Annotated in this window: 16 protein-coding genes; 12 read left to right on the forward strand and 4 right to left on the reverse strand. The window is 36.7% G+C overall.

The genetic code is table 11. From position 1 onward, the window contains the following. The first annotated feature begins 206 nt into the window (after positions 1 to 206). Together CBX96_RS08585 and CBX96_RS08590 are read left to right on the forward strand one after the other, a co-directional pair. Positions 207 to 992, forward strand: a complete 786-nt coding sequence (locus tag CBX96_RS08585) for a VacJ family lipoprotein (protein WP_109286387.1) — start codon at positions 207 to 209, stop codon at positions 990 to 992. Positions 993 to 1,114: 122 nt separating this feature from the next. After that, on the forward strand, positions 1,115 to 2,218 hold the full coding sequence (locus CBX96_RS08590) for a response regulator (RefSeq protein WP_109286388.1): 1,104 nt from the start codon (positions 1,115 to 1,117) through the stop codon (positions 2,216 to 2,218). 192 nt (positions 2,219 to 2,410) lie between these two features. Here the strand turns inward: CBX96_RS08590 and CBX96_RS08595 are convergent, their stop codons facing one another. Beyond that, entirely contained in the window at positions 2,411 to 3,880 is a 1,470-nt protein-coding gene (locus CBX96_RS08595; RefSeq protein ID WP_109286389.1) for a peptide MFS transporter, read from the reverse strand. 1,562 nt (positions 3,881 to 5,442) lie between these two features. On the opposite strand from CBX96_RS08595, the gene CBX96_RS08600 reads away from it, so the two are divergent. The 10 genes from CBX96_RS08600 to CBX96_RS08645 all read left to right on the forward strand — a co-directional run bounded on the left by CBX96_RS08600 (position 5,443) and on the right by CBX96_RS08645 (position 20,237). Continuing rightward, the gene (locus CBX96_RS08600; RefSeq protein WP_109286390.1) at positions 5,443 to 5,757 is read left to right on the forward strand and encodes a hypothetical protein; all 315 of its coding nucleotides are present in this window, start codon (positions 5,443 to 5,445) and stop codon (positions 5,755 to 5,757) included. A gap of 44 nt (positions 5,758 to 5,801) precedes the next feature. Continuing rightward, positions 5,802 to 6,776, forward strand: a complete 975-nt coding sequence (locus tag CBX96_RS08605) for a Wzz/FepE/Etk N-terminal domain-containing protein (protein ID WP_109286391.1) — start codon at positions 5,802 to 5,804, stop codon at positions 6,774 to 6,776. Between the two features lie 583 nt (positions 6,777 to 7,359). Beyond that, positions 7,360 to 8,730: a hypothetical protein gene (locus tag CBX96_RS08610; protein ID WP_146194332.1), complete on the forward strand. Its 1,371-nt coding sequence runs from the start codon at positions 7,360 to 7,362 to the stop codon at positions 8,728 to 8,730. Continuing rightward, complete coding sequence (locus CBX96_RS08615; RefSeq protein WP_109286393.1) at positions 8,717 to 9,553, forward strand: glycosyltransferase; 837 nt, start codon at positions 8,717 to 8,719, stop codon at positions 9,551 to 9,553. Before CBX96_RS08610 ends, CBX96_RS08615 begins: the two co-directional genes overlap by 14 nt. Beyond that, positions 9,553 to 10,293, forward strand: a complete 741-nt coding sequence (locus tag CBX96_RS08620; protein ID WP_109286394.1) for a hypothetical protein — start codon at positions 9,553 to 9,555, stop codon at positions 10,291 to 10,293. Before CBX96_RS08615 ends, CBX96_RS08620 begins: the two co-directional genes overlap by 1 nt. A gap of 1,671 nt (positions 10,294 to 11,964) precedes the next feature. Continuing rightward, positions 11,965 to 12,792: a glycosyltransferase gene (locus CBX96_RS08625; RefSeq protein WP_109286395.1), complete on the forward strand. Its 828-nt coding sequence runs from the start codon at positions 11,965 to 11,967 to the stop codon at positions 12,790 to 12,792. 608 nt (positions 12,793 to 13,400) lie between these two features. Further along, positions 13,401 to 14,459 carry a UDP-N-acetylglucosamine--undecaprenyl-phosphate N-acetylglucosaminephosphotransferase gene (gene wecA, locus CBX96_RS08630; RefSeq protein ID WP_109286396.1) on the forward strand — a complete coding sequence of 353 codons (1,059 nt, stop codon included), beginning with the start codon at positions 13,401 to 13,403 and terminating at the stop codon, positions 14,457 to 14,459. A 247-nt stretch (positions 14,460 to 14,706) separates the two neighbouring features. Further along, the gene (gene rfaH, locus CBX96_RS08635) at positions 14,707 to 15,207 is read left to right on the forward strand and encodes a transcription/translation regulatory transformer protein RfaH (protein WP_109286397.1); all 501 of its coding nucleotides are present in this window, start codon (positions 14,707 to 14,709) and stop codon (positions 15,205 to 15,207) included. Between the two features lie 529 nt (positions 15,208 to 15,736). Next, complete coding sequence (locus tag CBX96_RS08640) at positions 15,737 to 18,484, forward strand: SLBB domain-containing protein (RefSeq protein WP_181382170.1); 2,748 nt, start codon at positions 15,737 to 15,739, stop codon at positions 18,482 to 18,484. A 694-nt stretch (positions 18,485 to 19,178) separates the two neighbouring features. Beyond that, positions 19,179 to 20,237: an acyltransferase gene (locus tag CBX96_RS08645; RefSeq protein ID WP_109286399.1), complete on the forward strand. Its 1,059-nt coding sequence runs from the start codon at positions 19,179 to 19,181 to the stop codon at positions 20,235 to 20,237. 675 nt (positions 20,238 to 20,912) lie between these two features. Here CBX96_RS08645 and CBX96_RS08655 read toward each other — a convergent pair. The 3 genes from CBX96_RS08655 to wcaK are packed head-to-tail and all read right to left on the reverse strand — an operon-like array spanning position 20,913 to position 24,711. Continuing rightward, on the reverse strand, positions 20,913 to 22,241 hold the full coding sequence (locus CBX96_RS08655; RefSeq protein WP_181382171.1) for an oligosaccharide flippase family protein: 1,329 nt from the start codon (positions 22,239 to 22,241) through the stop codon (positions 20,913 to 20,915). A 2-nt stretch (positions 22,242 to 22,243) separates the two neighbouring features. Further along, a complete protein-coding gene (locus CBX96_RS08660; protein WP_109286401.1) occupies positions 22,244 to 23,455 on the reverse strand; it encodes a glycosyltransferase in 1,212 nt (403 codons plus the stop codon). Continuing rightward, the gene (gene wcaK / locus CBX96_RS08665; protein WP_109286402.1) at positions 23,452 to 24,711 is read right to left on the reverse strand and encodes a colanic acid biosynthesis pyruvyl transferase WcaK; all 1,260 of its coding nucleotides are present in this window, start codon (positions 24,709 to 24,711) and stop codon (positions 23,452 to 23,454) included. The genes CBX96_RS08660 and wcaK overlap by 4 nt, the downstream gene beginning before the upstream one ends. Between the last annotated feature and the right edge of the window lie 500 nt (positions 24,712 to 25,211).

Consider the following 25,211-nt stretch of genomic DNA (forward strand, 5'->3'; position numbering starts at 1 on the left):
GTGTATCTAACGGCACGCTATTTTGAAAAATTAACAATTGACCAAAATGTTTTGCCAAGTATGCTTATGCGCTTTGTAAAAACAACGACAGTTTCTCTGTCATACTAGAGTATGCCACTCAGGTGAATAATCTTTTATCGTCACTTGTCCTTGGTCACTTTAGCAAAACTCGATATCTAAGCAGTACATTTATTTAAGAGAGCAATATGAAGTTGAAATGGCTAGGGGTACTTTTAGGATTTGCATTACTGCCTAAGGTGTATGGGGCAGAGGCGACTATACCTGAGACTACTCCAAAGGATACGGCTTCAGCAGTAAAGATTACTTACGATGACCCGCGTGATCCCTTTGAGGGGTTTAACCGTGCAATGTGGGATTTCAACTATCTGTATTTAGACCGGTATATTTATCGTCCTGTCGCACATGGATATAACGATTATCTGCCATTGCCCGCAAAAACGGGGATAAACAACTTCGTACAGAATTTGGAAGAACCGAGTAGCCTAGTTAACAACGCCTTACAGGGTAAATGGGGCTGGGCGGCAAATGCAGGTGGCCGTTTTACGGTGAACACCACAATCGGGTTACTCGGGGTATTTGATGTGGCCGATATGATGGGGATGCCACGCAAGCAAGATGAATTTAACGAAGTGCTAGGCTACTACGGCGTGCCAAACGGACCGTATTTTATGGCTCCCTTTGCCGGCCCCTATGTCGTGCGAGAACTCGCGTCGGATTGGGTTGATGGTCTATACTTTCCACTATCTGAGCTAACAGTGTGGCAATCCATTGTTAAATGGGGACTTAAGAGTCTTCATGCGAGAGCATCGGCGATTGACCAAGAAAGGCTTGTTGATAATGCGCTCGATCCTTATACCTTTGTGAAAGATGCGTACTTACAACACATGGACTATAAAGTCTATGATGGCAATGTTCCTCAAAAACAAGAAGATGATGAGTTGCTCGATCAGTACATGCAGGAACTTGAGTAAGCTTATGCGCTGTACTTGGCTGTAAATCCTTTTTTGCAGTCAAGCCCTTGCCGTATTGAATGATTCTTCCGATGTCATGATTGAGTTATTGCTATCGCAATGAATGTTATTCGGGAATCTTTATGGCGTTAAATGATGTTTCTATTCTTTGGGTCGAAGACGATCCGGTCTTTAGGCAAATCGTCGCCACTTTTCTGATTGGGCGCGGTGCCGAAGTTGTGCAGGCCTGCGATGGTGAGCAGGGACTGTCCATTTTTAAGCAACAACGTTTCGATATTATTCTTGCCGATCTCAGCATGCCTAAACTCGGTGGACTCGATATGCTCAAGGAAATGAGTAAATTAGAGCCGCTGGTGCCTTCAATTGTGGTCTCTGGTAATAACGTAATGGCGGATGTCGTTGAAGCCCTGCGTGTTGGTGCCTGTGATTATCTCGTAAAACCCGTCCCCGATTTATTTATCATCGAACAAGCGATAAAGCAGGGGTTGCAACGACACCATTCCGATGATATGACTCAAGCCGAGTTTGATGCTTTATCTAATCAAGAGCTTAAGGATAACTTGGTTCTGTTAGAACAAAGTGTCGAAGCGGCAAAGCAAGTTCAGCAGCAGCTGTTTCCTGCTTCTAACATCAGCTATCCCACGGCCAAAGTGGATTACAGTCTATTTAAGAGTAGCGATATCAGCAGTTACTTTATTGATTCCACTATGGTGGGCAGTGACTACCTCATCATGTATATGGCCCATCTCTATCCCGAAGACAATAGAGCGGCTTTTGCCTGTGTATTGCTGCGCAGTTTTGTTAACCAAAAGCTCAAAAGTTATCGTAGTGGCCAAAGCAAGACGATCATCGAGCCCTTTAATATGTTGAGTTATTTGAACGAGCGTTTAGTTAAATCTGGCCTCGATATCACAGTCGATATTATTTATGTCGCTATCGAATTAACTCGATATCGCGCCGCGATTGCGCAAGCTGGTAAGGGGCTGAGGTGCTACTTGCGTAATGATGAAGGTTTGAGTCCATTAGCGCTTTCTGAGAGCTTGCAATTGGGGATGTTAGACTGGGGGAAACCGAGCATTCAGTTTCGCACTATATTGCCGCAGGAGCAGCTTTGTATTGCGACCAGTGAGCCCGAACACAAGCAACAACTCTTAGAAAACCAATTTAAAGGCCTAGTTTATGATTCACAGGTACCCGCGGGTGGCTTTATGCAATTAAGCCTATAACGGTGGCCCAGTTCACTATGCCACTACAGTGACTTTGTGCGTATCTATTTTAACGAATGTGAAGGTTGGCGATATCGACTGTTAACCTGAAATGTAATTGGAAATTAGCTCGATGGCTTAAGTTAATTATCTAAGCGACAAATAAAAAACGCTGCCATGGCAGCGTTTCTTATTGATTGAACCTAACGCAAATTAACGTTTGATCGCTTCATGCTCACCAGTTATGGCGATTTCATCTTCTAACGCTTCGGCTTCGTTGTGATGCTTGCTTTCTGCACCATGCATCCAATCCACAAGTTTGTCGGCCATGAAGTATAAGATCACACCAGAAAGCGCAGCAGTAATCGCAATACCCGAGAAAATGGCCATTGCATTGGCGAGTTGTTCTTCTTTTTCACCGCCGTGGCCGATGAATGAACCCACTACACCACCAATCTTGTTAGCTGCAGCAACGAACAGGAACCAAGAACCCATCATTAATGAAGCTATACGTAATGGGGCTAGCTTAGTCACCATAGATAAACCAATCGGTGATAGACAAAGCTCACCCATGGTGTGGAAGAAATAAGCACCGACTAACCACCACATGCTTGATTTCGCTGAAGCATCGCCACCCATCTCAACAACGGCACCGATCATGAATAAGAAGCCAACGGCTAATAGCACTAAGCCTAAAGCAAACTTAACAGGCGAGTTCGGTTCATTCTTACCTAAACGAACCCAAATCGAAGCTACAACAGGTGCAAAAATCACGATAAACATCGCGTTTAAGGATTGGAACCAAGTGGTTGGAACTTCCCAAGTACCGATCATTCTGTCGGTAAAGTCATTCGTGAACAGGTTCATCAAGCCGCCAGCTTGTTCAAACCCCGCCCAGAAGATGATGGTAAATAGGCCCATCACCATGATGACTTTAATACGGTCACGCTCAACTTTGGTGAGTGGCTCTTTGCGAACTTCGCCTTTTTCTGCCGCTTTTTGCTTTTCAAGCTTAGCAGCAGGAGTTCTACCGATGTCACCAAGTAGCTTTTGCGCAAACACAAGTTGGATGATTAATGACAGGATCATACCAATACCGGCACAGATAAAGCCGGCTTGGAAGTTGCCATCATAAGCCGCCACCACCGAACCTACGATAATACCCGATAGGAAAGCACCGACGTTGATCCCCATGTAGAAAATGGTGAATGCACCGTCACGGCGATGATCACCTTCTTCGTACAGATCGCCTACCATGGTAGAGATATTCGGCTTGAACAGGCCGTTACCTAAGATCAAGGTACCTAAACCTACATAGAAAACTTCGGTTTCCATACCAGGTACCCAAGCGTGCGGTGTACCAAGAATAAATTGACCTGCGGCCATTAAAGTACCGCCAATCATAATCGCGCGGCGTTGGCCTAAAAAGGTGTCAGCTAACCAGCCACCGATAAGCGGCGTTAAGTAAACTAGGCCAGTGAATGTACCATAGAGCGAAATCGCATCGGCTTGCGTCCAACCTAAACCGTGTCCCCCTTCACTCTGCACTTTGTCAACTAAATACAGCACCAAAATGGCGCGCATTGCGTAATAACTAAAACGTTCCCACAGTTCTGTTGTAAATAGAAGGAACAGGCCCTTGGGATGACCAAGCATCGTCCCTTGTGGTTTTGCTACGCTCATGAAGTTTCCACCTTAAGCTCGTGATTGCCTGTGGCGCCCCTGTTACAGGATGATGTCACCACAGAAAAATGGTTGTTGCTCTTCTCATTTATCCGCTAAGAATTCGTTGATTAACCCAAGCTTTACGGCAAGGGTAACTTGTTGAATTTCTACGGCTTACGTATGAGTTATTGTTACGTTGTTATAATAAAAGTAATATTTTTAGCGTCAAATTGATTAATTTCGCTAAAATCCCATCTTATATACCCTTTAAAAGCAACTAAAGTCAATTTTGGCTTGCTAACTGGTGAGATAATCAGCATCTTTAGTAAATTCTAGCACCGCTTACTCTTTATTAGAAAGTTTGAATGCTGAGTGAAGTTGGTTCGCAACGTCCGAGCACTGCACTAGAAATCTACAAATAAGGATTATTCCTAAAATTAATGAGTTGAACTAATGCTGAAGCCCACGACAAGATCGCCAGCATATACTGACTTACTCACCGAGTATTTCAAAACTTCGCTGTAAGATAACCAAATTAGAGAAATACAACCAAGCATTAAGCAATAGTGGTTTACTTACCTTCTGGATTGATGAAGAAGCCATCTTTAATAGGAATGCTAAAGTCGAGCAGCGCAAAAAAGGCTGTTAACTATAGCTACGGCGAAAATGACTAAACGAGTTATTTCTATACCACCACGAGCACAGCAAGGCATTGCCAGTTCATGTTTGGACTAAGAGATATCTCTCTAATATATCTGCATCACACTTAATCGGTAAGTTTTCGATAAATAAAGCATAAATATTAAAGCTAGGACTCGGGGCTTCATTGAGCTTAGCTATTGATGCATTTGCTAAAGGAAAGTAAAGAAGTACTATACTGATGGCAAGCGTAAAGACTGGAGATAATCGCAACCAGAAATTATTACCACAGAACTCAGTTTATCGAGTTTAATAGCCGCAACTCTAAGGGCAATTTACTTAAGCAAACTGAATCGCCACTATTTAACTCAATACTTATTTATTTCTGCGCAGCTAATATTAGACACAAACTTATCCAATAAAATGGTAACGAATGCATAACGCGTTGAAGCTTTGTTTGAAGGGAGCAATGGTTCGTATGGTTACTAGAGATTCAGATGTTATGAAATAAGGCTTAGAAATTCTCCAAGTTTAAGTTTGACATTAACTTGGACATGATGGCTAAGGTTTGTTGTATCAGTGGAGAACAGTATCGTTAACTAACAACAGTCAACTATTGTCTGTTGCTGAAGTGGCTACAACTTTTATCAGTAATATGTCGTAGAGATACGAGGGATTCATCTAAGACTATGATTTTATGTAGCTTTTTTATATTAAATAACAGGGGTAGTGGCATTTAAAGTAAAAAACAATTCATCTGCATATTTTTTGTGCATGATGTGCAGTGGTTTTGCAGTACAATCTTGCTACTGATATGACTCACTACTTTTGCATGTTAAATTACAGCTTGACGCGTTGACGAGGTTTTGAACAACCCCTTAGAGATGTATTGCTTATGCAATTTTGTGATGCCAACTTACATTCACTTTTAGAATATTATCATGAGTGTTAAGTTGTTGAAAAATAGTTTTTTACAGCGTTATAAAATGTGTTTTTTTGCAAAGCAAAGGGCAGTATGGGGGCCGCAACCTATGGGCGGTAGCGTGCCTGAAATGCAAAAGACAGAAAAGTGCAGCCTTTTAGCTAACGCTGTTAATTATTGTCTGGAACAATCATTAACAGCGTTAGTTGATCTGAACGATGAGGTGCAGGATGCATTGAATAAGGGCGTCTCGCCCGCCACGCGGATCAGTAGCTTGAGTGGTGATTTCCGCAATCGCAGGATTATAAAACCGGATAGGCTCTGGTTAGCTTAAAGTCACAGAGCCTTTTAAACCTAGAAATCTATAAAGAATTGATTATGAAGACCGAAATAACCTCGACTATTAAAGATGCACAGTTTGCCCCGACATTAACTAATGATGAGATTGATCTTCGTGAATTATTCTCGGTTATTTTGCAAGGGAAATGGCTCATTATTGCCATAACCACTATTTTTGCTATTGCCTCTGTCGTCTTTGCTATTTTGCAGCCTAATATTTATAAATCCGAAGCCCTCCTTGCGGCTGTATCAGAGGATCAAAGCGGTGGATTAAGTGCCTTGGCATCACAGTTTGGTGGTTTAGCGAGTCTTGCCGGGGTTAACCTCGGCACTAAAGGTAGTACTGATAAAACTCAGCTTGCTATTGAAGTATTAAAATCCCGCCAATTTACCAGTGAGTTTATCCAAAAGCATAATATTCTCGCCGATTTAATGGCTGCGAAGAAATGGGATAGAGAAGCGCACAAAATTATCTATAACTCCGACTTATACAATGAGCAAACTAATACTTGGGTGCGTGAAGTGAAAGCGCCATTTAAACCAGAACCTTCAATGCAAGAGGCTTATAAAGTCTTTAGCAAAATTATTGCCATCGATAAAGCCAAAGAGACTGGTATGGTGACAATATCGGTAGAGCATTTGTCCCCAACCGTTTCCCAGCAGTGGGTAACTTGGTTAATCCAAGATATTAATAAAGTCATGAAAAATCGAGATGTAGCTGAAGCGAAACGCAGTACTGAGTTTTTAAATCAACAAATAGCCTTAACCAACGTCGCCGATATCAAAACCGTACTTTACAAATTGATTGAAGAACAGGCCAAAACCATAATGTTTGCCGAAGTGCGCGATGAATACATATTTAAAACCATCGACCCCGCATTAGCTCCTGAAGAAAAAGACAAGCCCAAACGCGCTTTAATTTGCGTTTTAGGCAGCATGCTCGGTGGTATGTTAGGTGTAATGTTTGTGCTGATAAGGCATTTTATGAGAAATAGAGCAGAATCTAGATACTAGCTATTGAGAAGCAACGCGCTAGACTCGAGCACGTTTTAGTTGTCTTTTGGGGCAGTTAAGAAAAACAGTAAAACCTAGACTTTGCAAGGGATTGCAAAGATACTGCTGCCTGAAAATAGATTATAAATGTCTCAGCTTGCTTTGGTAGGCTGATACCAAAATACAAAATTACAAGGCTTAACTCCTGCAAAATGAGCTTATGCTATTTAAGTTACGATAGTAGAAACATAAAAGTGTGCTGCTTTATCATATCTAATACTTTAAATAGGGGTTTATTATTGTCTAAAGGGAAATATATTAGTTTTACATGAATGCTAAGCAAAATATCGACAACATTCATTAGCTGTCAATTCAAGTGCTTCAAGTGAAATTGCTCTCTTAATAAATAAATTTTACCAAAGTGATGTATTGGCTGAGTCTGAAATATAGAGATATTAAAGTTAAAATTTATAGTTCTGCTGGTAAACTTGTTAAATATATAGGCAACGGATTTTGTTAAGTTAGATGTATATGTTCGGTTTCAACTATTAAAATGAACGTTAACAAGTTAAATGGTTATGGTAAATGAATGTGAGATGATATTTTGTTAAATGTGAAATTTAAAATTATTATTCCAGTTTTACTTTTTTTTCTTTTGGTATTCTCATTTAGGTTGCCATTTTTCTTTAACTCATCTGTACTGGCGCTGTTATTGTCAATCTTTCTAATAAATAATCGTTCAATTAATATTTTTATTTCTATTTTTAGAGATAAGTTAACAGTTTTAATTTTGCTTTCTTTTATTATCCCTTTTTTTTATGCTTCATGTTCAACTGTTTTACAGGCGCAATATGATTTTTCATTTTTATCTATTTTAGCTTCTAACTTGTTTTATGTGTTTACTTCAATTTGGATTGGTGTTGCTTCATTTTCCTATATGATGAATAATCAACATTATTGTATTGATGATATTAAAGGAGATGGAGTTTTTGAATCAATTTATATTATTAATTATGCGTTTTTACTTCAATCTCTAATTATATTTTTGGCGTTTTTAAATCCTTCTCTAGCAAAAGTTGTGCAAGGGTTCCAAATTCCAAGTCAAGTAGAGATTTCAAGTTCTTATTATGGTGGTGGTGTTAGGGGGTTAGCATTATCTGGTGGTCAGTTTTTTAATTTGTCTGCAGCATACGCACTAGTATGTTTTTTCTGGGTGATATCTATCTTGAGGGCTAAGAACTCGTTGGGTCAACTTATAACTTTATTACTTTTTTCTATCTTTTTTATACCATCTATAACAACAGGTAGAACTGTTTTTGTAGGTTTTGCTTTTTCATTTTTATTTCTTTTTCTGTTAGTTGAATTTAAGTATAAAGTTAAAATATTTATTAATATTGCCTTGTTGTTTTTAATAATGATATTATTTTCATATGTGTTTTTTAGTATGTGTGAAAGTTGTAATGTATCTAAATTAGATAGTCTCTTCCGATTTGCATTTGAGTTTTTATATAATTTTATAGAAACTGGTAGTTTTACGACATCGTCAACAGAAAAGTTAAAGTTAATGTATTTTTTACCTGATGTCTCTACTATCCTTTTTGGTGATGGGAGATATAGTTCTGAAACAGGCCGATATTATATGGCAACGGATTCAGGATATATGCGCAATATTTTATTATTTGGAGCCCCCATTTCCTTTTTGTTTTTTTTGTATCAACTTGGGCTTTTATATAGGATTTTTTCATTATTTTCAAAATCATTCGCCACTTTGCCTAACGTGGTTAAGGGCTTTAGTCCACCAAGATTTAAATTTGTAACTACGACAGTTATTATGTTGTTTATGTTGACTTTACACTACAAAGGTGAAGCAGTCGCTTACTTGGTGACTTTGAATGCAGTTTTTTTATTTTTATATGGCTTTGTGATGAGCAGTGCTAAATTAAAGGTTTTAAGTAAAAAGTATGATAGAAATTAAAGAGAAAACTTTGTGTGTTGTCATGCCTTTTTATATTGGTACAGATTATAAAACTCTGATGCGTGCGATTAGATCTATTGCTGAACAATTTGACGAGAGATACGAGTTACTGTTAGTTTGTGATGGGATAAAACCAGAATACTATTATGATTTACAAACGATAATTAAGAATACATATTCAAATCTTTCGTTTGAAATTCTGCATTACCATAAAAATATGGGGCCTGGTTATGCTAGAGATTTTGCTATAAAAAGAACAAACTGTAAATACATTGCTATCATGGACTCTGATGATATAGCAAGACCTTATCGACTAAAAAAACAGCTTGATTTTTTGTTAAGTAATCTTGATGTTAGTGTGCATGGTGGATATATACAAGAATTTAATGTTTACGATTCATCGTTTAGATTGCGTACCGTCCCTATTTATGATTCTGAGATTAAATCTGTGATGAAAATTAAATCGCCTATAAATAATGTCACAGCAATGTTTAATCGTGAGCATTATTTGAATTGCGGTGGTTTCCCTTTCATTCGTAGTTCTGAGGATTATTGTCTTTGGGGACGTTTTGCTCTTCATGGCTATAAATTTCATAATGTACCAGAGATATTGGTGGATGTAGAGTTTGATCCTAAAGTGCTATCTAGACGTTGCGGTTGGTTACATTTCATGAATGATTGCTTTACTCAAAGAACTCTACTTCATGGCAACTTAATTTCATTTAAAAGATACTTAATTAATATTTTAAAATACTTTATTTTCAGATTTTTACCAGGATCAATTAAACTGTTTCTCTATCGTCATTTTTTAAGGGTTCAATAGTGATAAAGATTTTTGTTTCAACAATGGATGGAGTTTTGAATACTCATCTTCCTCCTCAAGATGTTGATGGGATTTCCGTTTATTATATTAATCAAGGTACCCCCTTGGAAGGTGTTTTCAACGTATTTAATATTTCTTCCGTTGGCCTTTCTAATAGTAGGAACTTCGCATTGAGTTTGTGTCAGCATGGCGATCTTGTTATTCTTACTGATAATGATGTTGGTTTTAATATTGAAACACTGAATAAAATTGAAAATTATTTCGAAAATAATATTGACTTTTCCGTTCTTACATTTAAATCTTTACTTGCTGATGGAACTCCTTTTAAAAAATATAACGAATGTGAGTTTAATCATGATTTTTTTTCTATAATGAAAGTGTCATCTATCGAGATGGCTATCCGTGTAGGTCCTGATATTCCAAAATTTGATTCATCTTTCGGGTTAGGTGCTAAATATCCTCTTGGTGAAGAAAATATATTTCTTTCCGATGTGCTGCGTAGAGGTCTCAAAGCTAAATATTTGCCAATAAATTTTTCTGTTCATTTTGATAATAAGCACACAGGTTTGGCTTTCGATTATGAGTCATCCATACAAAGGTTTAAAGTTTTTATAAGAGTTTATGGTTGTTTTTTGGGACGATTATTTTTTTTCTTGTTTATTATCAAGAGTTTCAAAAAATTCAGAAGTGGTTTTTTTAAAAGTTTATTTTTACCGTTAAAACTCTTTGATTGTTTTTGATACCTTTCTATTTCATTTAGTTTGGTTTATTTTTGGGGCTTTAGTGTGTAACTTCATACAGCTTAGGTATTATTGGGTGTTTAATTTTATCTATCACCTTTTATCTTTTATATAGTATTATTGAATGGGTAAAGGTTGATTTAACATCAAGTAATTTTACTTGATTTTTTTTCGTATCTTTTATCTCTATCTGTTATTTCGTTGCTAATACCGGAATTAACAGAGAGATGTTGCGAATATTAGAATACAAAGCAACTGTCCGGTATTTATCTATTGTTAGTTTTGATTTTAAATTAATTTTGATGGGTTTAAAGTTTGTTAACTTGAGCTGTTATTAAACGCTTAGGATAACTTATAATTTTTTTCGTATTCTGGTTTAAATTGTTTTATTTAAGATAATCGCTTCAGTAATGCCCAAGTATTGTGATAATAAATTTTTTATGGTGATTCGGTTTTGATTATGCTCCATAATTGGCTTAGTTTTCATAGCAGAATACTGCCATATGTCCTCGGATTATTTTAAGACTTACTTTCGGTTTTTACTTGCCAATGCTCGACATTGTTTATGTTGTAAAACTACTTGTAATGTTGATAGCTTACAGCTTTTTCTCGAGATAAAATAAATGGATGCTTACCATTAATTGTAGCAAGATACTCTTCTAATAACTCGGTGTAAGGCTACATTCTATCGTTACAGCAATACTGAAATTACTAGCTATCAATTCTCGATACGACTTGGCAGTAGTGTCATGAGCATGCAACCCATTATAAATATCTTTCGGTAAGATAGTTAAACCGGATTCACTAAAATCTTTGATATCTTCCTAATCCTGTTATGCTGGTATTGGGACACATTTTTAGGAATAATATATTAATAAATAGGTGTTTAGACTTTGTCTGACTGACGACGTTCTTTTAAGATACTTAAGGACTATTGGAATGCTCCGAAGTTCATAGGGCTCTACAATAATTAGCATAAGTACTCAGTCAATATGACTAGTCTAGCTTCTTGAGCTAATGTCACTCTAATAAATCAAATTATGTTCGTTTTCTTGCCCTAACTGCTGTTGAATACTTTGTTTAAATCATATAATTATCAGGCGCTTAGCGCGTTAGCTTATTAGCAACTTTGTTGCATAAATGATCAATCTATCTAATATGAGATAAGACTCTGTCATGCAACAAAAGAAGCGTTATTAGGTTGGCAAATCTAAACATCGTTTCACTAACTTGAAGTAGTTTAACAAGGCGCTACTCTACCGGTGTGGGCACTAAAGACTAGCGTCTTTATAGTTTTTTTCGTAAAAGGTAACCTGGTATGGCATTCTATAAATCTTAAACTTGCGCTCGAAAAATGATCTTGGTTAAGCATTGATAGTCTTAGAGAAAATATAAAGTTTTTATAAAGTATGAAATCTAGCATTAGTTCAACTAATTATTTCACATTATTAATGTAGTTATAAAAGTAAGGCCTAATTTTAATCAAGTTTAGGAGTGTATTTATGGGCAGTCGTTCAAAATAGATTATACTTTGTATTTATTCATGCTTTTAGGTAGGCGACTGCCTTGAGCAAAGATGCTTTTACTGTTAAATGTAAAGTTTAAATGAGAGTTTTATTTATAAAATGGATTTCATTTACGGAAGTTTGTTTATCGTGAATAGAGGTATATATGTGTAAGTTAGTTTCGGTATATATAACAACTCATAACCGAAAAGAATTATTAATGCGAGCAATAAATTCTGTTCAGTCACAAGACTATAAAAATATTGAGTTAATTATTGTTGATGATGCTTCTTCTGATGGAACAAAAGAAATGATTTCGGAGTATGTTAACAATCATAAAAATGTTAAATACTTTAGAACAGAGCAGTCGAAAGGGGCCTGCTATAATAGAAATGTAGCAATCGAAAATGCTGATGGCTACTATATTACTGGCTTAGATGATGATGATTATTTTGAACCAGAGCGCGTTAGTCAGCTGGTTTCTCATTTTGATGAAAACAAATATTCATGTGTAACATCTGCAATTGTAGCTTTTGATCATAATGGTTTTAAAAAAGCATTCCATCGCCGAGAAAAAATAATTACTCTCAATGCTTTGCTACATTTAAATCATATTGGTAATCAAGTTCTAACAACAAAAAAACGTTTGATTGAAGTTGGAGGATTTGATGTAGATTTTTTAGCCTGTCAGGATTACGACTTATGGGTCAGATTAGTAAGTAAATTTGGTCCATGTAAAAGGCTTGCTTATCAGTCGTACAATGTGTATGTAGGTGATTCTCATCTCAGAATTACTACTTCCCCCAATAAGGAAATTGGCCATAAGCAGTTTCTAGAAAAACATAAACATTTAATGTCCAGATCTGCAATTAGAGCATTTAATTACGCAACAAAAATGCAGTTGGGTAAAGAAATAAGCTTTTTTGATTTATCAATTCCAATAATTCATATTCAGGTTTATCGTTTTTTACGTAAGCTTATAGGTGTTAAATAACGGTGAAATTAATGTGTCTAATATAAATGATAAAACTTTAAAGACTTATTTAAATAGCATTTATTATTTGCAAATGTCAATAATAGTACGCGTTAATGTGGATATATTTGAGCTAGCCTTACTTTGTCAAGCCCTATTTGCTGAAGGGGTAAGTTCTACGATGTTCTTCCTGACTAGGCATAGTCGGCTACGAAGGCGTTGAGATCACGCTTGTGTACTGTAGCTGGAGGGCGAGCGCGACAAATGTTGAGAATTCTGTGCTAAGGCGGTCTTTGTGTTGGCGAGGCTTTGCCTAGAGTTCACGCATGAGTGCTTTAGCTTAGCCTGATTGCTCATACAAATAGATTTAGCGATAAAAACAATTTTTTCCATGCTATCAGTCCGCCAGCTAGATTTGAGCTCACAGGAAAGTATGTTACATCAAGTGATTAGCATTACTGTTCACGTGACAACTAGGGGCTGGTGAACGGTTAATAGTTTGGTTTTATTTTTTCTACATACTTAGGCTTATCCATTCTTGCTTTTACTGCTATAATCCTGCGCTGTTTTGTAAGGTGTTACTGGCTTCATTTTTTTATAATCATATGTTCTGCTTGAGGAAGAGAGTGATGGAATACCTCATACCGCTTTTGAGTGTCTTTTTTTTAACTTGTATTGCAATAAAAGTGTTAAATCCGATCGCGCAACGTGTTGGTTTAGTTGACCTGCCTAATGAGCGTAAGTTGCATGAGGGTGCAATCCCTTTGATTGGTGGTGTTTCTATTTATTGTAGTGTTCTGCTAGTCTCAAGCATCGTAGTACCTGAGAGTCAAACCTTTAATTTGTATCTAATTTCTTCTGCACTTATCTTGTTTTTAGGTGTCTTAGATGACAAATATGACTTATCTGTCCGAGTTCGTATCGCTGCGCAAGTTATCACGGCCTCTATTTTGATATTTGGCGCTGGATTTTATTTAACGACATTGGGTCACATTCTATATTTTTTCGAACTTAAGTTGGGCTATGTAGGCATTTTTGTTACGACAATCGCTGTGATTGGTGCAATTAATGCATTTAACATGGTAGACGGAATTGATGGTCTGGCTGGAATGCTCAGTTTGGTCACATTTTCTTCTTTAACTTTGCTATTTTACTTTGCAGGTAGTAGTTGGTTTTTACTTCCACTGTTGTTTATTGGCGCTATTTTAGGTTGTTTGTTATTTAACCTTAGATGGCCATTTCCTTCTTTAGATAAGATATTCATGGGTGACGCAGGTAGTATGCTGATCGGTCTAACAGTCGTTTGGCTACTAGTGATTGGCACTAATCCCGACCCCAGCATACCAGCTAAGCAAGTGCTTTCCCCAGTGACTGCCTTGTATTTAATTGCTATTCCATTGATGGATATGGTGGCAATCATGTATAGAAGGGTCAAAAAGGGTATGTCTCCCTTTAAACCTGACCGTGATCATTTACACCATATTTTTGAACGTGCAGGCTACAATCGTAAACAAACCTTAATTAGAATTTCACTTGCATCGCTAGTCCTTGCTGTAATTGGAATTGGCGGTGAGATGACGCAAGTACCTGAATGGATAATGTTCGTCGCATTTCTATCTATTTTTGCTGTTTATAATTGGGCTCTTTCTAATATTTGGCAAATTTTGACCTGGCTAAGAAGGGGATGATGCTGTTTGCAGTAGTTATGTTAGTGTGCTGCTTTCTTTTATTGGTTATTCGAATTAAATAGGTAGGATGTGTTTTACATTTAGAACATCAATATATTACATTTTAGCGCGTTGATTTTTTTGAGCTTTTCTTATTTTAGGGATGCTGAGTTGCTTTGGGATAGGGGAGAAAACGCTTCCATCGTGCTTGTCAACTTTGCTAGTATTACTGGTTGTGAATATAAATTACTGCTGGTGAGATTTATCGATGAAGGCTTGGTACCTTTTATACTGTAAACCTCGTAATGAAGCGAGGGCCCAACAGAATTTAGCGCTTCAAAATCTAGAGACATATCTACCTATGATCTGTGCCAAAAAATCGCAGTGTGGTCATACGCGTATTTCTCGTGCGCCTTTATTCCCTAATTACTTATTTATCAATTTCGACCCATGCCAGACAAGTGTTCAGAGGATTAACTCAACCCGTGGCGTTAGTCGAATTGTCAATTGTAACGAGAAAATGCACCCTATAGACGAACGTATTATTCACGCGATACGAATGAAAGAGATAAACAGTTCGCCATCCATTTTAGATGATGAAGTTAAGTTAAAAAATGGTGAAAAAATACGTTTTAAAGATGGGCCATTTATTGATTTAGAAGGTATTTTTCAGGAACAATGCCCTAATAAGCGCTGTAAGGTTTTATTCAGTATTATGGGGCAGAGCAATATGTTATCTGTGCCTGTAAGCTCTGTTGAGCGGGTATAAGTTACAAATATATTCTTTTGGTCTAAATCAAGTGCAGCTTAAATTCCTATTCATGTGGACGCACCTAAAATTTGGAAGATTAGTATAAAATGCTTCACATTCGACTTGTTAAATAGCAATCTGTAGCTTTTATCAGTACAACCTTAGCTTGATTAAGTTTCAAATTTTTGTTTTCTTGACAGTCGTTTTTATGGTTGTGCTTTAATGGGCCGGAATAATTTTTAAAAGCAAAGGCTTAAATGATGATATATTGTCCTTAACTACTTATTGGTTGGTTGAGTATTGAACAACTTAATGTTTCTATGTTGCAAGCGCTTCTGACATTTCGTGAGTTGGTTAGACGTGATAACTTATGGGTAACAATGTTGGAGTGTTTTGGTGATATTGACTCGCGCTTTTTGCTCAATCGATTTTACAATCTTGTACGTTGATTTTTACTATGCAGATGCTTCATCCCATATCTAGTGGTCTTATATAGTATTTCTGCGTGATGCTCTGTTTTTCTTCTCAATACAATCGGAGATATCTGGTGTTACTACAAATTAAAAAATTCATCATAGTAGGCTTAAGTGCTGCGATATTGATGTGTATGCAGGTGCAAGCGCAAGCTTTAACGCCTTCTCCGCAAATGATTGAGCAATTTAAACAGTTGCCTAAATCTGAACAACAACGTTTAGCTAAGCAATACGGCATTGACCTTAATTTACTCTCAGGTAGCCAAACCCAATCACAGATAGTTAATCCTCAACTTGTTTCACCTCGTGAAGTACGGCCAGAACTTCTGAATTCCACAGATGAAAAGAGTGAAAGATCAGAGTTAGATTTCTCTATCGATTCTTCAAACCTCACATTGCGACGTTTTGGTTACGAAATGTTTGCCGGAGAACCCAGTACTTTTGCTCCTGTCTCTGATGTTCCCGTTCCTGGAGAGTATCTTGTTGGCCCTGGTGATAACATTAAAGTGCAGCTTTATGGAAAAGAAAATAAAGAGTATGACTTAGTGATTAACCGTGAGGGCGTTATTCAATTTCCTGAATTAGGACCGATCCCAGTTAGTGGCTTAACTTTTTCAGGACTTAGAGAAGCGCTTTCGCAGCGTATTAAGCAGCAAATGATAGGAATCGAATCAAACATCACCATGGGAGAGTTGCGCTCTATTCGTATTTTTGTTGCTGGTGATGCTTATAAACCAGGCTCATATACTGTTTCGAGTTTATCCACGGTAACCCAAGCTCTTTTTGTTGCTGGCGGTGTCAACGAAATTGGTTCGCTTCGCAATGTCCAATTAAAACGTAATGGCAAGCTTGTTGGAACTTTAGACTTATACGATCTCCTTTTAAAAGGGGATGCATCTGGGGACCTTCGTCTACAATCTGGGGATGTTGTTTTTATTCCTGCAATTGGTGGACTTGTAAGTGTCTCGGGTGAAGTTAGGCGTCCAGCAATATATGAACTCAAGAATAATGAAACCATGGCAGATGTCATTACTATGGCAGCAGGGTTGAATCCCGGAGCTTATCCTAAGAGCAGTTCAGTAGAACGTTATAATGGTAAATCACTAAAAACTATCATTAATGTTGACCTGACTAGTGATCAGGGCAAAATGACTCAGGCTAAAGCTGGTGATTTTATTCGAGTAAAAAGTGCTTCCGAGCAATTTGAAAGTGCTATTACCGTGGTTGGTGCTGTCGTACGTCCTGGCAAATATCAATGGTTTGCTGGCCAAAGGATTAGTGACATTTTTCATTCAATTTGGGGAGACTTAGCTATTAGCGCCGATTTGGACTATGGCCTAATTGTCCGTGAAATTAATCAATACGGTGATATTGAAGTACATCAGTTTTCTCCCGGTAAAGCGATCAATAATCAAGATGATGTAGAAAATATCACGTTAAAGTCTCGTGATAAGATTATTATTTTTAACTTTTCTGATGATATACAAAATCGCTTCGAATTAAATCAATTGGTCAAGCAACGTGTTGAGAAGATTAAATCTTTGAACGTAAACTCACCAATTGTTTCCGATTTATTTAAGGCTGGTTTTGTTCAACTTGATAATAGTAAATTATCCCAACGTACAGAGTTGGCCGGTGTCGTTGTTACTGATAATACAGAGTCTGAAGATGTTACCGTGGTCAAAGGGGTGGTCAACAAGATGTTGGCTAACTTATTTGATGATACAGAATTACTTAAACTAAGTAGCCAGATGGCTCGTCAAGAGCTGCTCTATCCAGTTATGGTTAAGCTCAATAGTCAGGGTAGAGCCGGAGCTGGAATTCAAGTTGTTGGGATTGATGGTCAAGTCCGGTTACCTGGGCTTTATCCACTCACCGTTGGTGCCAGAGTGAGGGATTTAATTTTTGCTGCTGGCGGCTTAAAAGAAGGTGCCTACATATCGAGAGCTGAATTGACATCTACTGTAGTTGATGGTGAGGGATCCAAGACAGAGCATAAAAACGTCGATCTCGCATTAGCGTTACAAAACAATCCAGATGCAAATCAAGTGTTATCTGGTCGTGATATATTGACTGTAATGACTACTCCTGACTGGCAGGAAACAAAAGTAGTGGAAGTCAGGGGGGAGGTGAAATTTCCTGGACGATATAATATACGTCGCGGTGAGACTCTAAGTGATTTAATTACGCGTGTTGGAGGTTTTACTGAATATGCAGCTTTGTCTTCCTCCGTATTTGTTCGGGAGTCAGTACGTCAACAAGAGCAGATTGAAATTAAAAAGCTTGCTGATCAATTACGTCGCGATATCGCAACACGAGGTATTTCTAAAGATGGTGCGGTTGTTAACTATGCGGACGCGCAGTTAATGTTAGCCGATCTTGAAAACATCAAAGCAGTAGGTCGATTAGTTGTTGACTTATCAGCTATCTCATTAGGGATAAAACAGGCTGACTTACAGTTAGAAGATGCTGATGTTCTATATGTACCATCAACTAAGCAGACCATCGCAGTTATGGGTGAGGTTCAACATCCCGCGACACATCGATTCAAAGAAGGGTTAACCATAGACCAGTATCTGGCTATGTCTGGCGGAACAAGAGAACGTGCTGATGAAGGCAGGATTTATATCATTCAAGCAAACGGTGCCGTATTAATTCCGTCTCGCTCAAGCTGGTTTAGTTCAGGTGAGCAGTTAAATCCTGGCGATACTGTTATTGTGCCATTAGATACCGAGTATAAAAATAACCTGACCCTTTGGAGTCAAGTAACAAGTATTATCTATAATACAGCTGTTGCTCTTGCAGCAATCACTAATATTTAATTGTTTTATATGCAGTCTATTAACTTTTCATGAATATCACATGTTATTAGACTGCAACTTTACTTGAATAAGTAATCTATAATATTAGAAAATTTAATTTATTTTACACCAGTAATCTTAGTTGTTCTTGTTGATTTTATTCATTTAACGTTCATTGTTTGAGTTGATTGTTATATGTAACTTGATTGCCAGATTTTCAATACAATCAAAGTTGGGATTTTTGACATTCCCGAAGGGAATGAGTGATTATATATAACCTCAGCTTTTCAGGCATAATAGAGTCTGAGCAGGGGTAAAGCAGTAAAAATATATGCTTAATATTAGGCTTAAACTTACTTAATTAATTAAGAATAACTGAATATGAGATGTAAAAGCAAATCAGTTGTTTTAAGCTCTGTATTTACCATGCCTATTCCTGTCAGGTTCAAAATTTCTTTAACTAAGCACTTTCAAAATGTCAACGTAGAATTATTTGCATAGATTCTAATTTTCTAAAGATGCGTATATATTCTGTTTTAGATGTTTAAAGTATTTTTCTAAAGAAGGTTTTAATATACTGGTAACGTTATATTTGCTAGTTTTTCCGAGTACACTAACGAGTATTTTACTAGCTAGATCTTAATCAATAGAACTTCGTAATCTGACAATAATTAACTATGATTATTAAAGTGTTCAAGTAGGGGGTAATATTATAATGGGAAAAGATAATATACAGTCATTACAAGTGTTAAGGGGCTTCGCTGCTCTTGCTGTCGTTATTCATCATTCTATACGAGCAGTTACAATTAATAATGGTGAGTTAGTTTTTTCACCTGCCTGGTTTATTAATAATCATACTATTATGGATGTTGGAGCTGCTGGGGTAGATATATTTTTTATCCTTAGTGGTTTTTTAATGCTATATATTTCAAATAAGTATACTAAGGAATCTTTTTCTTTCGTGACTTTCCTAAAGCATCGGTTTATTCGTGTTTGGCCACTTTATGCTATTGTTACTATGCTTTTGTGTTTAATTTTATTAATACAGTTCATTCATCTTGGACGATTTTCATTTGATTTGCAGTTACATAGGCTTGCAAGTTTGTTTTTTATTCCATCTTTTAATGAGTCAGGAATCTTACAGCCTATCCTAGGTGTAGGATGGACATTGAATTATGAGGTGTTTTTTTACATTGTATTCGCTATTTCATTGAAAATATCTGTAAAAAATACTCTTCCCTATGTGGGCATGATTCTATTATTTTTTTTCGTTGTCGGAACTGCGTTGCCCCAAAAAACTGTAGCCCATGCTTTTTTGTCTAATACTATCATATTTGAGTTTTTATTTGGTGTGCTAATTTGTTATGCTTATATGAGCGGTTATTTGTTGCTTAAAAATAGCTTGCCCGTTTTAATTCTAGGGTTGCTTATTATTGTAGTTTCATCAATGTATAATGTATCTGAAAATCTTAGGTTTATAACAACAGGTGTGGGTGCGGCTCTTATTTTTATTGGGATGTTAACACTCAAGCAGACTATAAAGTTTCCACCGTATTTAGTGATTTTAGGTGATGCCTCTTATTCAATATACCTTGTTCATATATTGGTGATTTATGAGGTGTTTTTTCGTGTTTTATATAAAGCTCCTTCTGCATTGTTGAGTAATATCAATGCAGAAATAATGGCGTTATTAATGATCGTTTGTTCGCTTTTTATTGGGGTGTTGTTCTATTATTTTGTTGAAAAGCCAATCCTTAATTTTTTTAGACGTTAAAATAGTTAGTGTTCACACCCTGTTTAAAAGTCTCTTATAGTTTTAAGTTGGTTATCCCTTTACAGTTTATTATTTAGAGTCCGCTTTGATAGCCGTGTGTCATACTAGTGATGTGAAGGTATGCATAGGCACAGCGGTTTATGTTTTAGCTATCTATAAAAAATTGAGTTTATAGTGATTTTTTGCATGCCCTCACTGCTTTGTTTCCTAAATTGGCTCTGTGAATAAAGCCTCTCATAATTATTTAAAGATCAAACTATATAGTGAGTTTAGGCATACCTAGCCCTGCTAGCTTGTTCGATGGCATTATCATCGAGTAGGTTTCTCCTACCTGACCGTTATCATTTCACAGGCTTAATCTGCCACCGAGTAGTGGTTGGTAATGGCTTACTCGCTAAATATGCGATGGCTTCTTTCTCGGCTTGCTCTGCATTGGCCTTCCACTGGGCAATCTCGCCTTCATCAATCAAGCAGGTCAGTGAGCCACGATTGATTAAAGCTTGATTGTATTACTTCCAGTTGACTGTTCTTTTGTGATGTCTGGCAAGGTTGAGGGGGTAGTTGATAGGTTATGCCGCTCAGTTCAGCGGCAGCCGCTTTAGTTCAACCGATTTAGGAAATAAAGCCTGCCCTCACCTCTTTGGCAGGGCTGCACGGCTATTTTAAGAAAACTTTTCAGTTTGCTGGAGTTGTCAAATTTATAGATAAGAGTGTTGCCAATACAGTTATGCTTATTGATACAAGTAAAGGATTTGCTATTGTTTTTATAAATATTCTTCGAATCTCAAGATTAAGGGTATTGCTAAAATAGAAACTCGATAATATTGTTAATATAACTTGAATTAATGATAAAGTTATTGCTACTGTTAGTACGTTATTACTCATTGCTGAAAATAGTATAGCCAATGTCATAACGAAACCTGCTATCAGGTTCCAACCTAGCTCTATATCACTTCTACCTCTCGATTGTGCGAGAGCTGCAAAGACACCCCCTAATGGTCTTATCATCCCAAATAAACCTAACACAGCGAGTAAGGGGGCACTTTGTATATAACGAGCACCATATAAAATGATTATGATTGGATAGGCGAGTAAACTGATAATCCCATATATTAAACAGTTAGACCAGCTTAGAATTTTGGTTGTTCTTATATGTAGCAAGCTTGTTTCGCTATCATCCTGTTGACTACTTGCAAAACGAGGCAATATTAATCGAGATACCAATGGAGCTATAAAGTATATAGGCTTCATTATTAGTTCTTTTGCTATAGAATAGAATCCTAATATTTCTAGGCCGAGTAGTTTTCCTAAAATAATTTGGTCAGCTTGAGTTCTCAGTTGATTAATCACCTGAGAACCTACTTGGTATATGCCAAATTTACATGCAGGAGCAATTATCGACCAAGAAGGCGTCGTTGAGAATTTGAAATTATTGTCTTTAATGTTGGTTACGATAATTAGCTTTATAATAGTATTAATAATTGAACCATATATGACAGCAATTATACTCTTTTCATAGAGGAATAAATATAAGATAACAAAAACAAAGCTTGATATACGTGCTATAATCTCAATTTTTGCAAGTGAAACCTGTTTGAAATTTCTAATCATATCAGCTTGATATAGTGAGCAGATACCAATAAGGGTAAAGTTTATTGCCGATATATAAAGCAGTTGAGTTAATTTTGGTTGTGTATAAAACTGACTTATATATGGTGCAATCAATAACAATGCAGTCGTTAAAGATATGCCTATAAACGCGCTGACACATAGAAGTGCGGTATTTTCGCTTGCAGTGGTTTGTTGGCGATGAATAAGATAATTACTGAGTCCCATATCTTGAAATACAAGTACAAGAGTAATTGCAATATTTGCTATCGCAAGTAATCCTATATCTTCTACTGAAACTAATCTTGCAAGAGTCATCATCTGCAGTATTTGCAACACAGCCGCTATAATGCTAGATATAAGTGTCCAACTCGCTTGTTTTTTTAATTGGCTCACTTCTATTTTTTCCTTAGCAAGTCTGCCAGTTGGTCGTAAATATGTTTTTGATTGTAATTTTCTAAAATGGTTTTTAATGCATTTTCTTTTATTTTTTCTAAATTATATTTTCCACTGACTATTTCGGTTAATACTTTTGCTATTGAGGTGAAATCTCGTTCCGGAACTAAGAAACCACTCTGTTCGTTATCAATTAGTTCTGGAATACCGCTATGCAATGTTGATAAACAAATTACACCCTTAGCCATTGCCTCCATCAAAGCAACGGGGATTCCTTCCATATCACCCGATTGCGCAGTAACACTAGGGAGAATGAAAATGTCAGTATTTTCTAAATATTTATTGATGGTGTCAGGCTCTTGGTAACCAAGTAATTTTATTGACTTATCTAATCCAAGCTTATTTATTAGTTGCTGATGCTGTTCAAATAATGGACCAGTTCCAATTATATTATACTGAAAATTAATTCCTACATTCTGAAGGATCTTCATTGCTTGAATTGAAAACTCCAATCCTTTTTTTTCTGAGTGGCGGGCTACTGTAAGTAACTGTAAAGGTTCGTTTAAATCCACATTCGGATTAAAAGTAAAGCAATCGGTGTCAATGCCCATACGGTTAACTACAATTTTTTCGGAAGGACAACCAATTGTTAAAAGTTTTTCCTGCCATAAGTTACTGATTGGTAATGCAATAATGTCTTTATTAAATAACTTTTGGTATTCAGATATATATTTATTTAGTACATTGTTTTGGCTAATATCATATCCATGAAAAATAGAATATAGTTTACCTGATAAACACCCAATTTCTACTAAATTATCTGCGAAAACTGCATTTGGACCGAAGTGGGCAATGATGACATCTGCTTCATATTGTCGATTTTCATTTATGACAAACGCATAATTAATAAAGCTAAAATCTTTCTTTTTTAAATGCTGTATAACTAATCTTCTGAAAGCTGCGTTTTTTAGTGCCAACAGAGTGTTGGCTAAGTTATTTAAATGTCTAAGGAAATGTTTTTTTTGGATTTTTCTTAGGCAAGTTGTTCGGGATAATAAATTGTATCTTTTAATTATTTCAATATCTTTTATCTCACCGATTTTTAATGCGATAATTTGCACATTAAAACCACGCTCTATCAATCCATTTATTTGGTTGATGATAAATGTTTCTGAATAGCATGGAAATTCATTCAAAAAATATATCACTTTCATAAGATTGCCTGCAAAGCTCTTTCTACAAAATCAGATGCCTTTTGGCGTTCTAACGCCACTTTATCTGCAGTGTGCGCCCTCAATTCATCTAGATTTTTTAACTCTTTGAATAACTCGATTTCAAAATCGCCATTCATAAATGAGACTAAAGGAATAGCAAATCTGTCTAGACCGAGACCTTCCATTATACCTTTAGACTTATGCTCATAGTTTAACGCAAACGCAGGCGTACCAAAATTCATTGAAATGATTGCGCTATGCAATCTAGTTCCTATGGTCAGAATGCATTGTGATAAGAGGCTGCCAAGTTGGACATCATTGTACTCATCCATTGCGACATGAAAATGCTTTTGGGAGTCCGAATCACAGTGTGATTTAACCCTTAGTGCAACCATTCTGTCATCTTTAGGGTAGCGATCAATACCTGTGCATGTCGATAAAGCAAAGATGGTATATCCATTCACGATAAGTTGTTGACAGATATTAGCCATTTTTCGTTCATAGGCGGATTGTTCTATACCAAGTGTACGATCAAATGGAGCTAGTTCCCTTACTGTAATGGCAATAATTTTCCGTTCTACATCAAATGGTAGGGGAGTTATCTCTACATTTGGATCAACTAACCATGCAGTGTCGGTACCCATAACTACAGTAGGAATACTTTTTATAAATTGTTGTCTTACTAAATCCATGCTGACAGCTTCTCGTAAGCCGAAGAATGAAGCTTTCGAAAATACATATTCTGATATGTCTGCAAAATGTCCATTACCAAATGGACCCACACTATGTCCGATTAACAAAAGAGGTTTTGAAGCGATCAAACTACAGAGAGCGTTATCAAATTGAGATACACCATAAGCGTCAACATAAAATGAGCCTCCAACTTGGATAACTGCATCGTATTGATTTAAGTCCTGAATATATTTTTCATAAACATTAGGAATAGGTAATGCTTTAGCGAGTCGTTTATGTTTTAACTTTAATAGCAGAATCCTGGAAACAAGTTTATCTGTACAGCGCTTCGTTATTTTATTTTTCCAACTTTTGGTTGTTCTTGTACGGAATTTCGCCAATGGGTCGCCAATAACATTTTGGCTTAAAAGATAACTTGAACTTTCAGGAAAGCGGCTATTTATAACAAAATCTACTTCTGGCGCTATTCTCGACATGCAATTAATCAACCCTCGTAAAATAGCAGCATCGCCTCTGTTACCACAAGTGTGGTTACCGGCTATTAGTACTCGTTTCTTATGCATTTTACACTCTCACTAGGTTGTTTTATCGCGAAAGGAAGGCATTCTACGATGATGGTTGCGTGTGCTCAAGCTATAACATTAGAATGTCGAGTAAATTGACACTAAGCACGGAGAATGTGTGTTTCTTATGTCTTACAGGCCTAGCGCTATCCAAATTCTCTCAAGAGTAAGACCTCCAGATTAGTTAAAATAATTTAATCTATTAAATTTGCATCCTGCTGATTATAAATGTGTTGTGTTTTGTATTCCGTTGAGTGGACTCAGTTGTTGCGGGGATGTATGCAGCTAATGAAATCCTTGTGTTGCCTCTAATTGCTTGATGTGACTAACCTAAGTAAACTCCCTTACGTAACTTGATTTCAGTCGAAGTTTTCCGTCATAATAGCCGCCCGAATTACAACAATTTAAGCCAGTTCTAAAGCTAAAAGCATCATACCTTTTTCTGCATTTCATCCTTTACTGTTAGGCTTGATATTGTACAGTTACCATGATGTTGGAAT

Origin of the sequence: Shewanella sp. BC20 (assembly GCF_003129585.1) — a bacterium.
Taxonomy (GTDB): domain Bacteria; phylum Pseudomonadota; class Gammaproteobacteria; order Enterobacterales; family Shewanellaceae; genus Shewanella; species Shewanella seohaensis.